This window comes from Leuconostoc gasicomitatum LMG 18811, assembly GCF_000196855.1.
Classification (GTDB): domain Bacteria; phylum Bacillota; class Bacilli; order Lactobacillales; family Lactobacillaceae; genus Leuconostoc; species Leuconostoc gasicomitatum.
The window spans coordinates 1,622,996-1,635,833 of sequence record NC_014319.1 but is presented as its reverse complement, the minus strand read 5'-3'; the positions used below and the strand labels follow the sequence as shown (position 1 = coordinate 1,635,833).

Annotated in this window: 23 protein-coding genes; all 23 read left to right on the top strand. The window is 38.6% G+C overall.

Going from position 1 to position 12,838, the window contains the following annotated elements:
* The first annotated feature begins 87 nt into the window (after positions 1-87).
* The 23 genes from LEGAS_RS07955 to LEGAS_RS07855 all read left to right on the top strand — a co-directional run bounded on the left by LEGAS_RS07955 (position 88) and on the right by LEGAS_RS07855 (position 12,821).
* On the top strand, positions 88-519 hold the full coding sequence (locus LEGAS_RS07955) for a RusA family crossover junction endodeoxyribonuclease (protein WP_013231924.1): 432 nt from the start codon (positions 88-90) through the stop codon (positions 517-519).
* A 15-nt stretch (positions 520-534) separates the two neighbouring features.
* Positions 535-693, top strand: a complete 159-nt coding sequence (locus tag LEGAS_RS10100; RefSeq protein ID WP_198451487.1) for a hypothetical protein — start codon at positions 535-537, stop codon at positions 691-693.
* Between the two features lie 66 nt (positions 694-759).
* Complete coding sequence (locus LEGAS_RS07950; RefSeq protein WP_013231923.1) at positions 760-939, top strand: hypothetical protein; 180 nt, start codon at positions 760-762, stop codon at positions 937-939.
* Positions 939-1,268 (top strand): hypothetical protein, encoded by a 330-nt coding sequence (locus tag LEGAS_RS07945; protein WP_013231922.1) that lies wholly within the window; start codon positions 939-941, stop codon positions 1,266-1,268. The genes LEGAS_RS07950 and LEGAS_RS07945 overlap by 1 nt, the downstream gene beginning before the upstream one ends.
* 24 nt (positions 1,269-1,292) lie before the next feature.
* Positions 1,293-1,550 (top strand): hypothetical protein, encoded by a 258-nt coding sequence (locus LEGAS_RS07940; protein WP_041771774.1) that lies wholly within the window; start codon positions 1,293-1,295, stop codon positions 1,548-1,550.
* On the top strand, positions 1,543-2,127 hold the full coding sequence (locus tag LEGAS_RS09795; protein WP_013231921.1) for a hypothetical protein: 585 nt from the start codon (positions 1,543-1,545) through the stop codon (positions 2,125-2,127). Before LEGAS_RS07940 ends, LEGAS_RS09795 begins: the two co-directional genes overlap by 8 nt.
* A 2-nt stretch (positions 2,128-2,129) precedes the next feature.
* A complete protein-coding gene (locus LEGAS_RS07930) occupies positions 2,130-2,408 on the top strand; it encodes a hypothetical protein (RefSeq protein WP_013231920.1) in 279 nt (92 codons plus the stop codon).
* Positions 2,409-2,421: 13 nt separating this feature from the next.
* Entirely contained in the window at positions 2,422-2,940 is a 519-nt protein-coding gene (locus LEGAS_RS09790) for a DUF722 domain-containing protein (RefSeq protein WP_013231919.1), read from the top strand.
* Between the two features lie 522 nt (positions 2,941-3,462).
* Complete coding sequence (locus LEGAS_RS07920; protein ID WP_041771772.1) at positions 3,463-3,666, top strand: hypothetical protein; 204 nt, start codon at positions 3,463-3,465, stop codon at positions 3,664-3,666.
* Between the two features lie 2 nt (positions 3,667-3,668).
* Positions 3,669-4,004, top strand: coding sequence for a hypothetical protein (locus tag LEGAS_RS07915; protein WP_041771770.1), 336 nt, complete (start codon positions 3,669-3,671; stop codon positions 4,002-4,004).
* 52 nt (positions 4,005-4,056) lie between these two features.
* Positions 4,057-4,494 carry a hypothetical protein gene (locus LEGAS_RS07910; RefSeq protein WP_041771768.1) on the top strand — a complete coding sequence of 146 codons (438 nt, stop codon included), beginning with the start codon at positions 4,057-4,059 and terminating at the stop codon, positions 4,492-4,494.
* A gap of 49 nt (positions 4,495-4,543) precedes the next feature.
* Positions 4,544-5,296 (top strand): terminase small subunit, encoded by a 753-nt coding sequence (locus tag LEGAS_RS07905; protein WP_013231916.1) that lies wholly within the window; start codon positions 4,544-4,546, stop codon positions 5,294-5,296.
* Positions 5,296-6,579: a PBSX family phage terminase large subunit gene (locus LEGAS_RS07900; protein WP_013231915.1), complete on the top strand. Its 1,284-nt coding sequence runs from the start codon at positions 5,296-5,298 to the stop codon at positions 6,577-6,579. The genes LEGAS_RS07905 and LEGAS_RS07900 overlap by 1 nt, the downstream gene beginning before the upstream one ends.
* A 1-nt stretch (position 6,580) precedes the next feature.
* Positions 6,581-8,146: a phage portal protein gene (locus LEGAS_RS07895; protein WP_013231914.1), complete on the top strand. Its 1,566-nt coding sequence runs from the start codon at positions 6,581-6,583 to the stop codon at positions 8,144-8,146.
* Complete coding sequence (locus LEGAS_RS07890; RefSeq protein WP_013231913.1) at positions 8,139-9,083, top strand: phage head morphogenesis protein; 945 nt, start codon at positions 8,139-8,141, stop codon at positions 9,081-9,083. Before LEGAS_RS07895 ends, LEGAS_RS07890 begins: the two co-directional genes overlap by 8 nt.
* 9 nt (positions 9,084-9,092) lie before the next feature.
* On the top strand, positions 9,093-9,269 hold the full coding sequence (locus LEGAS_RS10095) for a hypothetical protein (protein WP_198451486.1): 177 nt from the start codon (positions 9,093-9,095) through the stop codon (positions 9,267-9,269).
* A gap of 165 nt (positions 9,270-9,434) precedes the next feature.
* The gene (locus LEGAS_RS09785) at positions 9,435-9,944 is read left to right on the top strand and encodes a DUF4355 domain-containing protein (RefSeq protein ID WP_013231912.1); all 510 of its coding nucleotides are present in this window, start codon (positions 9,435-9,437) and stop codon (positions 9,942-9,944) included.
* 13 nt (positions 9,945-9,957) lie between these two features.
* Complete coding sequence (locus LEGAS_RS07880; RefSeq protein ID WP_013231911.1) at positions 9,958-10,836, top strand: hypothetical protein; 879 nt, start codon at positions 9,958-9,960, stop codon at positions 10,834-10,836.
* A gap of 58 nt (positions 10,837-10,894) precedes the next feature.
* The gene (locus LEGAS_RS07875; RefSeq protein WP_013231910.1) at positions 10,895-11,236 is read left to right on the top strand and encodes a phage head-tail connector protein; all 342 of its coding nucleotides are present in this window, start codon (positions 10,895-10,897) and stop codon (positions 11,234-11,236) included.
* Positions 11,233-11,520: a hypothetical protein gene (locus tag LEGAS_RS07870; protein WP_013231909.1), complete on the top strand. Its 288-nt coding sequence runs from the start codon at positions 11,233-11,235 to the stop codon at positions 11,518-11,520. Before LEGAS_RS07875 ends, LEGAS_RS07870 begins: the two co-directional genes overlap by 4 nt.
* A gap of 1 nt (position 11,521) precedes the next feature.
* Entirely contained in the window at positions 11,522-11,878 is a 357-nt protein-coding gene (locus LEGAS_RS07865; protein ID WP_013231908.1) for an HK97-gp10 family putative phage morphogenesis protein, read from the top strand.
* Positions 11,875-12,246: a hypothetical protein gene (locus LEGAS_RS07860; protein WP_013231907.1), complete on the top strand. Its 372-nt coding sequence runs from the start codon at positions 11,875-11,877 to the stop codon at positions 12,244-12,246. The genes LEGAS_RS07865 and LEGAS_RS07860 overlap by 4 nt, the downstream gene beginning before the upstream one ends.
* Positions 12,247-12,254: 8 nt before the next feature.
* Positions 12,255-12,821 (top strand): phage major tail protein, TP901-1 family, encoded by a 567-nt coding sequence (locus LEGAS_RS07855; protein WP_013231906.1) that lies wholly within the window; start codon positions 12,255-12,257, stop codon positions 12,819-12,821.
* Positions 12,822-12,838: the final 17 nt, after the last annotated feature.

Sequence of the window (12,838 nt, the reverse complement as noted above, 5' to 3'; positions counted from 1 at the left end):
ATATCATAAACGTGATTAAATAGTTGTTTGGTATAAAATAGACGTTTGAAGTTTAAAACGTCTTAGAAAGGACGAGAGAGCGTTATTATGATATTCAAGTTTTTCATCGAACCGCAACAACAGGAGCGACCCAGAGCAGTCAGATTTGGCAATGGCGTGAGAATGTACGATCCAAAAAAGACGAAATTATACAAAGAGACGCTCGGACTGATAGCGCGTTCGGAAACCAAAAAGCGTGGGTATGAAATGCCACATGGAGCCCTGTCGGTTAGTATGACGTTTGTCAGGTCAATACCTAAGTCATTTACTGCTAAGCAGAGACAGATGGCGATTGACGGCGAACTGTTGCCACGCAAGAAACCAGACTTGAGCAACTTTGTCAAAAGCGCCGAAGATGCGCTGAACGGCATATTGTGGGAAGACGACAATGCAATCGTGCAAGGCATTAACAGCAAGGTTTATGGTCTGCAACCCAGAGTGATCGTAGATGTGCAAGTGATTAACAATAATAAATTTTAGTCAGGAGGTTGAAACATGAACGAAGAAAATAGCGTTTATATGCAGTTGATACTAGGAAAATATCTGCTTAAATCGTTTAATCGCATTAATGACAATACCAGCCTAGCTAACACCGTCGTTCAGAAAGTGATTATTGATGGCGAAAGTTACAGCATTACGCTGAAAAAGGAGTGAATATGACTGATTGGCACAAGAAATTTATAGATGATTTGCATGAATTTTTGAAAGGAAGACGGAATAATGGCTGAAAAATATAAAACAAAATCATATGTTGCATTTCATAAGGCGTTAGAAATGATGTTGTCTGAAATGAAAGAACACTGTTCTGTTAATGCAGAATCTGAATTTAAATTAGTTGATGATAGCGACAATAGTGATGTGCGTGTAAAAATTTCAATTGATATTGAGGAGAATAAATAATGGCAGATAAAAAAGTATACGCATGGGCGTATTTAAAGCCTGCAGATAGGTATAATCCCAGAATTCTTATGGTTGAAAAAGACAAAAGAACAGGTCTTATTCTAAAAGACGGAGCTAAATATCACGCTCTGTATTCAATCGAAGAAGTACAGCACGTGATCGAAAATAACGAATTGCCTAAGCGACCAGTGGCGTGGATACGTTGGAACGATGGAGATGAACATAAACGTGCCTATCCAGACGCTATAACTGGTGGTATGCGATGGGAAAATACCGTAATAGTTTGCACAGCAGATGAGCTATTAGCTGAACTGCAAAAGGAGATTTGATCGTGCAGGAGGAGAAAAAACAAAATGAGCGCATTTAGTAAAGTGATTATAGGCGAAATAGATGTACTAGTAGAAAGTTATCAAATAAAATCAGATTTTTACAGAGCGCTTGGGGATATATTTAAAAATAACCAGTCAATGTTTTTATCTACAGTTCTGATAACCAACTCTAGTAGTAGTATTTATCATCTAACAGTTTCAAACGTTTATTACGAAGAAGTGAAAGATTTAGAAGATTACTTGTACGGTTATCAATTAGGATGGGAGAAAAATCATGAGTGAAGAAATGAAACCAGTAGCATGGCTAGTTAGTCAAGAACCATTATCATCTGTTCAATATGTGACTGACGAAAAACCATTAGGATTAGATGATAAAAGAGTTTTTCCATTATACACCAAGGAACAACTTCAATCACGGGTGAAGATGACACAGGCAGAATTTGATGAGTTCCAAAAATTAGTCGAACAAGAATATGATTTATACTCTGCAATATCTGAAATTGGAGATACAAATTTGTGTCCTAATTTATATGACAGATTATTCGGATCCGTTGATTATAAGAGTAAACAAAATGAATTTGCTGTTTTATGGGCGAATTTCGAAGAATTTGAACCGCAAAAAACGATTGAAATTATTCCAGAAAAGAAGTGGTTTGTCAGAAGTAAAGAAACAGACGGTGATGAAGATTGGGCATTTTTAAATGGAATTGAGAAACCAGATGACTGGGGATATAGTCGCGATAAAGAAGATGTTAAAAATCCGAGAAATATAGCCTACCCATTTGATACCAAAGAGCAGGCAGAAGAATGGACTAATCCACTAACAGAAGCTGTATTGTTGCCAGTAGGAGATGAATAAAAATGACATATTTATTAGATGATAACAACGACGACAAACCAATTGCTTTCTCTACAAACGAAATGTTTCTTTACGATTGTCAGGAGGTTTTAGCAAAGAAAGGATATGAACTATCGCTTTCAGAAAATTTAAAGCATAAGAAGAGGTTGCCATATGAGATTAACCAACATGGCACTGAAACTGTATTGGGTTCCGTAAATCTTCCCTCCGTGGCTAAAATAATAATTGATTATGTAGAAAAAGAACATTTTGTGGCGTTGGAATATGAATTTATTGAATAATTAAAGGAGTGACATGGCAGATAGAATTGACAGATTGTTGTCTGATTATTATTCAGGCCGGCTACATAATAATGTTAATGACAGAATAAAAGAAATCGAAACGTCGACTAATAATGATGAGAATATCGGCGGTGGCCGTGCGCAAAACAAACATTCTAGACCTGTTGACGATATGATTATCAGGAAAGAGCAAGATGTTGTGCTTAATAAATGTCGTGCTGACTTAAACTATGCAACTAGATTGGTAAGAAGAATTGAAGATTCGTTCGATCCAGATGTACGCAATGTCGTTAAATTTCATTTTGATAAACGATTAGGTCAAGACTGGTTGGCGATTGAATCATTAACTGGAATCGGCACACGCCAAGGTCAACGTTATGTCAACTGGTTCAAAAGAGAAGTTGGTAATATTTTCTGGTATGACAAGGGTAAGGAGCAAACTACAAATTTTATCAAAAAAGAGGCGACCATAGATGATTTAGCTGAAATAACGTCGCTCATCAAAAGCAGACTTAAAGCTGTGGATAACTAATGGTGCTGAAATGACGTCGCTTTTATGTCGCGAATTGACCTAAAAACAGTGCAATAATGGTAGTATCGAAGAATTACGAAGAGCACATCTTGCAGGAACAAGTGGTGTTCGGGTTAAATAGATAGGTTGGAATATCTATCATGGCAGGTGGCGGAATAGGTATACGCTCAAAGACAATAAAGAGATGATGTCGCGATTTGGTGTTAAATGTCGCAGCTGTTAGAAACATTGAGAACTCATCATGCAAGGTGCAAATCCTTGCCCTGTCTTGACTTTAGCTTCGAGCTATAAAAACGGCTTTGCCGGCATTCTGTTTGTGGGTTTGGAATGCGGTTGTGGGTGTCGTCTGGATAAATAGTGCCAGATGTCAATGTGACGTAGAGGATAAGCAGGTTCGATTCCTGCCACCCACATTGCTAGCCAAGGAAGACGGTCTAGCAGTCTAATTCTGTTAATGAGTGGAAACACTCGTACATACCACATCACAACACCTTAACGGGTGTTTTTTTATTGGAGTTAATTATGAATGATGAAGAATTAATAAGAGAGCAACGGCAACGCAACAGACATATACGTGATGCAACAGATATTAATATGCAACATGCAGACGAGATCAAGCGTGAGAGTGTAGCACGGCATGCAAGAGCGCGTGTGCAGATTAGGGCGGAAGTGATGGATAACCGCAACATTGATTACAAGAGCCACATGATGTGGTTAAGGAGATGAGCTTGTTTAAAATAATTAGGAGCATTTTTAACGCCATTAGTGATGCTTTGGAACGTTTTTTAATTAAGGTTACACTTTACATTGAAAGTTTTGACACAAGTTATGTTGAGGAGATAAATATGGAAAAAGATAAATTAATCAAACAAACTATACAAATGATCAATGATGGTGATTTAAAAACGGATATGGATTTTATTAAAACGGTTAATGCGATTCAACGTAGGCATCGTATCGGACTTGTAAGAGCTGCCAATATTATAATTGATCTAAATAAATCAGGATTGTTGAATAATACAGATTGGAAACAAAAAGCTGTTCGCTATCATTTTAAATTTTAAATAAAATAACACGCTCTAGTAGTATAATTATTGCTATTGGAGGTATATAACTGTGATTGAATATTTTGAAAATAATTTGATGAGTTTATTTGTTAGTAGTTCGGTAGTAGCAACTATATTATCAAGTGTTATAAATTATTTAGTTTTCCGGAAAAAAGAAAAAAATATGAGACTAAAAGAATTTAAAAAAATATGCGAAAACTACGGAAAAAGATCGCTTATAATGCACCGAGAGTTCAGAGAAAGAGTTTTTAAAAATGAAGAGACTGAGATGTGTAACGTTATAAATGAAACACGGCTTAGAGATTTTTGTAAAGAAATTCAAGAAGATGTCTCATTGCGGTTGTATTGTGAAGAGTTTAAAGTTAATAAAGATAGCTTGGACTCGATCTTGGATGAAAATAAAGAAATTAGTTATAATCAGGTATACGTTATTATTGATAGCATCAGAAAAGAATTTGTGGAAATACGTGAAAAACTAAGCGCATAAGCGCTTTTTATTTTGCACTAAAACATTGAAAGGAGGTGCCGTAAATGACATGAAAAAATATGAAGAAGCCGAGCAAGATTATTTGTCTGGTTTGAAGTATAAAGATATTGCTGATAAGTATGGCGTGTCTATAAGCACGGTTAAGTCTTGGAAGTCACGATATTGGAATTCAGATAAGGTTGCAACCAAAGATAAAAAGGTTGCAAAGGTTGCAAAGGTTGCAAAACCAAAACCGACTGAAAAAGCTATTGATGAGTTAAGCGACAGTACATTAACAGACAAGCAAAAGGCCTTTGTTATCGACTATCTTCGTATTTCGAATGCCACGCAAGCGTACATAAATGTTTATGATGTACCATATAGCACTGCAAGAGTTAGTGGTTCTCGCATGTTGACAAATGATAACATTAAAAACGAAATAAAGATTCTGCGCAAAGCCAAATTGCAAGAGCTTGGCGTGGACTCTTTTGATTTGATGGAAGATATGGTTATTGAAGCACGAGCTGATATTGGTGATTACATAGACTTTGGTAAATACGATATGCTGCACGTTGATGCGGAAGGTGATGTGAAGCTTGATACCGAAGATAATCCTGAAATATATAGAAAGTCTTGGGTGCAATTTAAAGATAAAGAAAAGGTTGATACACGACCTATCAAATCAATAAAAATGGGGAAAGATGGTCCGATGGTGGAACTGTATGACCGAAACAAAGCTCGTGACAAACTGATAGATATGTTGAAGTCGGACAGAAATAGTGCAATATCAATCAACATCAATCCATTTGAGGAGGACAGCTAATGCCAGTAATCAATTGGAATCTACCTAAAATGGTCAGTAAGTCTTATGCGCCGATGTTTAATAGTAAAGCACGCTATATTGCCTATAAAGGTAGTCGTGGTAGTGGTAAGAGTGAGGGAGTAGCCACTAAGGTTATTCTTGATATTGTGACCAAACCATACGTTAACTGGCTTGTGTTGAGACGCTACGCAAATACTAACAGACAATCAACATTCACATTATTACAAAAGGTTGCTAATCGCATGGGCGTTGGTAGCCTTTTTCAATTCAATGGTTCGCTACCTGAAATAACATTTAAGCCAACAGGACAAAAGATATTGTTCCGTGGCGCTGATAAACCATTGTCAATCACGTCAATATCTGTTGAGACTGGTAATTTATGTCGCTTATGGGTAGAAGAAGCCTATCAAATGGAATTGGAAGAATCATTTGAAACGGTTGATGAATCTATGCGTGGTGTGATTGATGATCCAGACGGTTTTTATCAAACGGTGTTAACGTTTAATCCTTGGAATGAACGCCATTGGCTAAAAAAGCGTTTCTTTGACGAAGATACACGCGTCAACAATTCATTAGCGATTACGACAACATACAAAGACAATCCTTTTTTAGATGTCGACTATGTTAATCGACTTTTAGAAATGAAGAAACGTAACCCAAGACGTGCGAGAGTTGCCGTTGATGGTGAGTGGGGCGTTGCTGAAGGCTTAATATACGAGAATACTATTGTTGAGAAATTTGATATTAGAGAAGTGCTAAAAGGTTCGCACATTGTTCGTGGTATGGACTGGGGTTATGGACCTGATCCAACAACATTTATAGAGTACGCAATTAACACCAAGACTAAAGATATTTACATTCTAAAAGAGATGTACAAACAGCACATGCTCACAGATGAAATCTTTAAGTGGTTGTATGTACATGGTTATCAACAAGGCGATATTAGAGCGGATTACGCAAATGGTGGTGACCGCATGATTCAAGAGTTGAGAAACAAAGGGATCAGAGGTATGAAACGTGCTCATAAGTATGAAATCATGTTTGGTGTTACTTATTTACAGGACTACAAAATACATGTATTGCCTACACTTGAACATACAATCGAAGAACTAAACGCCTATGTTTACGATATGGATAAGGAAGGTGGTTGGGTTGGCAAGGCCGTTGATAAAAACAACCACTTGATGGATGCAATGAGATATGCAGCAGAACCATTGATCATGAGCAAGAAGAGTACAACAGATCGCATGGAAGCGTTTAAACAATTAGGATTAGGGAGGTAACATGGTAGATTTTTTAAGCAAGACAAGATTTGGACCAGAAGCAAATAACGTGTTCAAGATGCCAACCACGGATTTTGAACAAATTGCAGATATGGGATCATCGCAGTTTATTGACAAAGTGAATGACTTTATTGCAACGTTTCAATCGCAACAACTGCCACGGTTGGCTGAATTAAAACGATATTATTTAGCTGATAACAACATTAAATACCGCGATACGGGACGAGATAGCAACAGAGCTGACAATCGTATTGCGAGTGACTGGGCTAAGTACATTACCGTGTTCATGCAAGGTTACATGTTGGGTAACCCAATTCAATATGAGGGTGACGATAATCTAGTTAAAAAAATTGCCGAGTTCTCACAGCAAAACGGCGCTGATTACCATGACGGATTGCTTGAGACTGATTTGTCGATATACGGACGTGCTTATGAGCTTGCTTATTCTAATTCTAACGCACAGGAACGTGTGACCAAATTAGAACCTGAGCAAACATTTGTTGTTTATGATGATACGATTGCTGCTGACTCATTGTTTGGCGTGCGCTTCTATCAAATCAGATTTAACAAGACTGATGTGCGTAGTTATGTCGAGATTTATACGGCTGATAAAATTTATTATTACCAATCAAATTCATCATTGTTTATTGGCGTGAAATTGGTTAATGAAGCCACACATCAGTATGGTGCTGTGCCTATTAACGAATACAAAAATAACGAGGAACGACTTGGCGATTTTGAGAGTGTGTTAGATAGTATTGATGCTTATGATTTGTCGCAATCAGAGTTGGCCAACTTCCAACAAGATATGAATGATGCTTACTTGGTACTGATTGGGAACCCCGTGACCGGTACGGCTGAACCTGAATATGCTACAAATGCTGACGGTGAGTTGGTGCTTGATGATTATGGTAAGCCAATACCAAGTGAAAACTCTAGCACCGATGTATTCAATGACATGTTGAAAGCGCGTATGTTGATTATGGATAATAACAATGATCCAGACGGGCCGAAACCTAACGCGTTTTATTTGACTAAAGAATATGATACGACAGGTGCGGAAGCATACAAAACGCGTTTGGTTGATGATATTCTACGCTTCACATTTACGCCAGATACAAACGACCAGAACTTTGCCGGAACACAGTCTGGTGAGGCTATGAAATACAAGCTCATGGGCAACGATAACTTGCGTAAGACGAAAGAGCGATTGCTATCACGTGGTATCATGCGACGTCTAAGATTGTTAGGTAACGTTTGGGGTATTAAGAGTAGTGTGTCAACCACCAACCGTCAAGACGGCTTATATGATGCAATCAACGACATTCAAGTTAACTTCACGCCTAACATGCCGACATCTGATGAAGAACGGTTGGCTGAATTAAAGAATTTGTTTGGCGTTGTTAGTGACGAAACTTTGTTCACGCTATTATCGACATTTACGGGAGTTGATGCTGATGATGAAATGAAGCGCTTAGCTGATGAAAAGCAGGCTGGTATTGATAATTTTCAAGCACAAACAGGATATCAAACATTAGCACCTGATGATGGTAAGACAGATGAGTGATTATTGGCAGAAACGTACGCAAGGCATCATGGACTTATTGGACGTTAAAGATAAAAATTTAACGGACGCTGTACTCAAAGAATATCAATCTGCTTCACAAGATGTTGCGATTAAGATTGATGAATTCTACGAGAGATATGCTGACAATAACACAGTGTCTTACGCTGATGCACACAAGCGCATTAGAAAGACTGATTTAAGCGACTACGTGAAACGGGCAAACAATTATCGTATGTCTAACAAAGACAATCCAGAGTTGTTAAAGCGTTTGAATGCGCAGTACATGACATCTAAAATAAGTCGATTAGAGTTGTTAAAACTGGAGATTGATTTCCGTATTTTACAGGCAAGCAGTCAGCAAGTCGGTTCATTTACTGAATATCTAGCCAAAGAGAGTGCTTATATTTACGGCGCACTAGCAGTTGGAAATGCAATTAAGACGTTAAACAACGCTGAAATTGATAGTATCTTGTCATTCGAGTGGAGTGGGGCCAATTATTCGGAACGTGTCTGGCGTGATAATGATGTACTGGCTAATAAATTGAAAGATGTGTTAGTTAAGGCTGCAATTAACGGAAGCAATCCAAGAGTTACCGCTAAGAATTTGCGTGACGTATTTGGCGGAACTAAACCTAACACTGAACGGTTAGTTCGCACAGAAAGTACATACGTAGCTAATGCAACAACTGCTAAACGGTATGAGAGTTATGGTGTTGAATCATACGAGTTCGTGGCAGTTATGGATAATCGCACGTCAAGTATCTGTCGCAGCCTAAACGGTGAAGTATTCAAAATGAATGACTTTTCACCAGGGACTAACGCACCGTCAATGCACCCGAACTGCCGTAGTACAATTGTGCCGTCTGATGATGAACTGACGAAATTTAATAAGTATTTAGATCCGGACACGGTAGATGATCTACCAAGCTGGGATTAAGGAGAGCAAATGGAATTAGTAGTATTCACAAACAACGGACAAACATTCATGTTTAAGCAAGTAACGAATTTTACAAATACCACAACCGGATTTAACTTTTCATACACTGGAGTTATGACGGGTGTAACACGAAACGCGGTCTTCAATAACACCAGCGTTGCGGGTTATGCGCTGGTTGAATCATAAAAATAACACTGATATTAGCATATTGGTGTTTTTATTTTGACCTGTCGCAAGTCAATAAACTAGGCATGTGTATATGGGACTATATCATGCCGTGTGTGGGTTTTAATCGTGCATGGGGCAAAATTATACGATACAAGTTGTGTATGGGCTAAGAAAGGATAAATTATGGCTGATGAAGTAGAAACAGAAGTACAAGACCAAGAGGTGGAAACGCAAGATGAAAAGTTGATGTTTACGCAAAGCGAACTAGATTCGTTGATTGACAAGCGGTCGGCTAAAGCGTTGGAAACAGCAAAGTCTAAGTGGGATGAAGAGAAACAGGAAGCTATCACTAAGGCAGAGCAACTCGCTAAAATGAGTGCTGCGGATCGTAAGGAAGCGGAAGATAAGGCAAAAACTGAAGCGTTTAATAAGCGTGAACAAGAGCTTAATATGCGTGAATACCGTTATGAAGCAAAACATCAACTCGAAGAAGTAGGCTTGCCGGACACAATGGTTGACATGGTCTTGTCTGATAATGCTGAAATAACCAAGAACAACATCAATACGCTGAATGACCTCGTTAACAAGCATGTTGAAGCAACAGTTAATGAACGTTTGAAGGGCAGTGAACCAAAATCAGGACAAAATGCAGGTGTTGGTAGTGCAATGGCACAGGCACTCGGAATTAAATAGGAGAATATAAATTATGGCATATAACTATGTAACAAAGGATGCGGGAGTATTCGACCAAAAAATTACACAAGGTTTGATTACATCAGCATTGGGTGTACCAGATGTGACGTTAGTCAACGGTGGAAAATCGTTTACGTTGACAAGTATCTCAACATCAGGATTGAAACCACACGGACGTGGTAAAGGTTACAATACTGGATCAGTTTCAAACGATAAGACAGTTTACACTATGGGTCAAGACCGTGATATTGAATTTTTTGTAGACAGTCAAGATGTTGATGAAACAAACCAAGATTTGGCTGCTGGAAATATCACTAAGGTGTTCATTGAAGAAAACGTGCAACCAGAAATTGATGCCTACCGTTTCGCTACACTAGCAAAAGGGGCAGGACAATCAACTACTGAAACATTAACAGTTGATAATGTTTACTCGCAAATAAAGGCGGCTTTGCTTCCAATTCGTAAATACGGGGCACAAAACATTATCGGATTCGTGTCATCAGAAGTAATGGACTTCTTGGAACGATCAAAAGAATTCACGCGTTCAATCACTAACCAAAATGTTGGCATGACAGCGTTGGAATCACGTGTGACATCTATTGACGGCGTGACACTGATTGAGGTATGGGACGATGCCCGTTTCAAAGACGCGTTCGACTTCTCAGACGGTTTCAAGTCAAAAGCTGGTGCAAATGATATTAACTTTATCTTGGTGGCTACACAAGCGACGATACCGGTTGTCAAGGAAAACTCAGTTTATTTGTTCCAACCCGGTGAACACACAGAGGGTGACGGGTATTTGTATCAAAATCGTTTGTATCATGATTTATTCATCAAGAAGAACAAGAAAGATGGCGTTTCTGTTTCAATTAAGGGTGCTGGTGGACAATAACCGCAACGAACAGTGGCGTAACCACTCGAACGGGGTGTGAAGCCTGTTAGGAGGATCTATGGCAGATGAAAACTTAAATAAAATTAAAGTCTTGTTGTCAATAAGTGACGTAAAGCAAGACGATCTGTTAAATCTGTTGTTGGAAGATAACCAAGCGCGATTGTTGAGTTACATTAATCAAGATGGCAATAATCTGGTTAGTTATCCCACTGAAATATCTTGGTTATTACGTGAGATTACAGTTCGGCGTTTTAATCGCATCGGGGATGAGGGTAAGAGGTCATCTAGCGAGAGTGATGTGTCTGCAACGTGGAGTGATGACGATGTTGATGATTATGCAGATTACTTGAGAAAATATCGTGCCAAAAAAGGTGGTAACGGTATTACGAGGTTCATATGAGATACAGTGATCGCGTTAAAATTATGACGACCGTTGAAACTAACGGGCCATTGGGTCCAGTCAAAAAACAAGTATTGTCTGATTGGTTGCCATGTCGTATTACTGGCGTAAATCAGTACACTAACATGAATGTTTTTGGAAAGTATGACTCAACTGCGGTGGCCATTCATTTTAAAAACAAAGTTGGCAAGATTGACTATGTTTTGATAAATGGTGTGCAGCGTAAACCACAAGCGATACCAAACACACGTGGGAACACGGTAGTTATCATTCAAGGGGTGTAGCATGTCTAGAATGACAATCCAATTCGATGGTGCAGATGATCTAATCAAACAATTCAATAGTCAACCAGAAAAAATCAGACGTGAAGCTGACAATATTGTTATGAACACAGCTTTGAGAGTTGAGACGCGAGCAAAGACAATGGCACCTGTTGATACCGGTTATTTGAAACAACACATCGCAGCACAAAAAACGGGTGATATGAGTGCAGATATTGATTCAAGTGCTAGCTATTCTATTTTTCTAGAAATGGGAACACGCAGAATGTCACCACACCCATTCATGAACCCAGCGATGAAACAAGAAGAATTATTTTTCTATCAAAAATTGCAGAATTTGTTGAAGGGAGGGCTTAGATGAGCGATAACTCACCAATGGCACAACTGTTGATTGATATTTTCAGCAAACTAAAATCAGGCACTATACCTGTGTATAATCTGTTACCCGAGTCTGATACCCCAGAGCCATTCCTCGTGTTAGGTTCTCACATGGATGATGACCAGCTAACAGCACGTAACGGATGGGAAACAGTTACGACAGAATTGCAGATTGATTTGTTTTATTCGATCAATGACAGACTAGCACTTGAAAATGATACTTATTCAATCAAAAGCGCAATTACACAAACCACAGACAGAATCACACGTGTAACATCTCAAATATTGGTTGATAACTCAATTGGAAGAGATGTATACCATGTGATTTTTTCTGTGACAGCATATATTTAGGAGAAATTATGACAGTAGATATGGTTAAGGGCACGGCAACACTTGCCAAAAAGGTATGGTATTTTATTCAATCAACGTCAGCAGCGGTTGGTAGTTCAGCGGTATTACCAGCTATGCAAACAGAAGGGTCAGTAAGTATTGAGGGAGACTCAATTGACGAACAAACAAAGTTTGGTCGTATTGTCATGCCTTCCTCAAACGAAGACTCAATCGAACTGACGACATACGTCGTACCTGAGGATAAAGCAGTTGATATTATTACACAAGCTAAGCACAAGGGTGATCAAGTTAAGGTGTGGCGTGTTGTTGTTGACAAGCGATATGCTAAGAAAACTGGAACAGAGCCGAATAGCAAGCAAGTATTCCCTGCAATGTTTGGTTACGCGGTCGTTGACAGCGTTTCATTAGATGACGGTGACAAGTTGATCACTGCTAAGTACAAGTTGAATATCATTGACAAGTTGAAAGAAGGTCAATTTGAATTAACTGATGATGAAATTGCAACATTAGACGCAATTTATGAGTACGAAAACCCTGGCGAAAAAACAGGTAACTTCGGTACAGACGAACAATAAGAGCTTCGGCTCTCTAC

Coding starts and splice junctions, on each gene's coding strand:
- LEGAS_RS07875 (WP_013231910.1), top strand. CDS start 10,895: ATGGCAGATGAAAACTTAAATAAAATTAAAGTCTTGTTGTCAATAAGT.
- LEGAS_RS07860 (WP_013231907.1), top strand. CDS start 11,875: ATGAGCGATAACTCACCAATGGCACAACTGTTGATTGATATTTTCAGC.
- LEGAS_RS07870 (WP_013231909.1), top strand. CDS start 11,233: ATGAGATACAGTGATCGCGTTAAAATTATGACGACCGTTGAAACTAAC.
- LEGAS_RS07945 (WP_013231922.1), top strand. CDS start 939: ATGGCAGATAAAAAAGTATACGCATGGGCGTATTTAAAGCCTGCAGAT.
- LEGAS_RS09795 (WP_013231921.1), top strand. CDS start 1,543: ATGAGTGAAGAAATGAAACCAGTAGCATGGCTAGTTAGTCAAGAACCA.
- LEGAS_RS07950 (WP_013231923.1), top strand. CDS start 760: ATGGCTGAAAAATATAAAACAAAATCATATGTTGCATTTCATAAGGCG.
- LEGAS_RS07920 (WP_041771772.1), top strand. CDS start 3,463: ATGAATGATGAAGAATTAATAAGAGAGCAACGGCAACGCAACAGACAT.
- LEGAS_RS07855 (WP_013231906.1), top strand. CDS start 12,255: ATGACAGTAGATATGGTTAAGGGCACGGCAACACTTGCCAAAAAGGTA.
- LEGAS_RS07940 (WP_041771774.1), top strand. CDS start 1,293: ATGAGCGCATTTAGTAAAGTGATTATAGGCGAAATAGATGTACTAGTA.
- LEGAS_RS07900 (WP_013231915.1), top strand. CDS start 5,296: ATGCCAGTAATCAATTGGAATCTACCTAAAATGGTCAGTAAGTCTTAT.
- LEGAS_RS09790 (WP_013231919.1), top strand. CDS start 2,422: ATGGCAGATAGAATTGACAGATTGTTGTCTGATTATTATTCAGGCCGG.
- LEGAS_RS10100 (WP_198451487.1), top strand. CDS start 535: ATGAACGAAGAAAATAGCGTTTATATGCAGTTGATACTAGGAAAATAT.
- LEGAS_RS07955 (WP_013231924.1), top strand. CDS start 88: ATGATATTCAAGTTTTTCATCGAACCGCAACAACAGGAGCGACCCAGA.
- LEGAS_RS10095 (WP_198451486.1), top strand. CDS start 9,093: ATGGAATTAGTAGTATTCACAAACAACGGACAAACATTCATGTTTAAG.
- LEGAS_RS07905 (WP_013231916.1), top strand. CDS start 4,544: ATGAAAAAATATGAAGAAGCCGAGCAAGATTATTTGTCTGGTTTGAAG.
- LEGAS_RS09785 (WP_013231912.1), top strand. CDS start 9,435: ATGGCTGATGAAGTAGAAACAGAAGTACAAGACCAAGAGGTGGAAACG.
- LEGAS_RS07865 (WP_013231908.1), top strand. CDS start 11,522: ATGTCTAGAATGACAATCCAATTCGATGGTGCAGATGATCTAATCAAA.
- LEGAS_RS07895 (WP_013231914.1), top strand. CDS start 6,581: ATGGTAGATTTTTTAAGCAAGACAAGATTTGGACCAGAAGCAAATAAC.
- LEGAS_RS07930 (WP_013231920.1), top strand. CDS start 2,130: ATGACATATTTATTAGATGATAACAACGACGACAAACCAATTGCTTTC.
- LEGAS_RS07880 (WP_013231911.1), top strand. CDS start 9,958: ATGGCATATAACTATGTAACAAAGGATGCGGGAGTATTCGACCAAAAA.
- LEGAS_RS07890 (WP_013231913.1), top strand. CDS start 8,139: ATGAGTGATTATTGGCAGAAACGTACGCAAGGCATCATGGACTTATTG.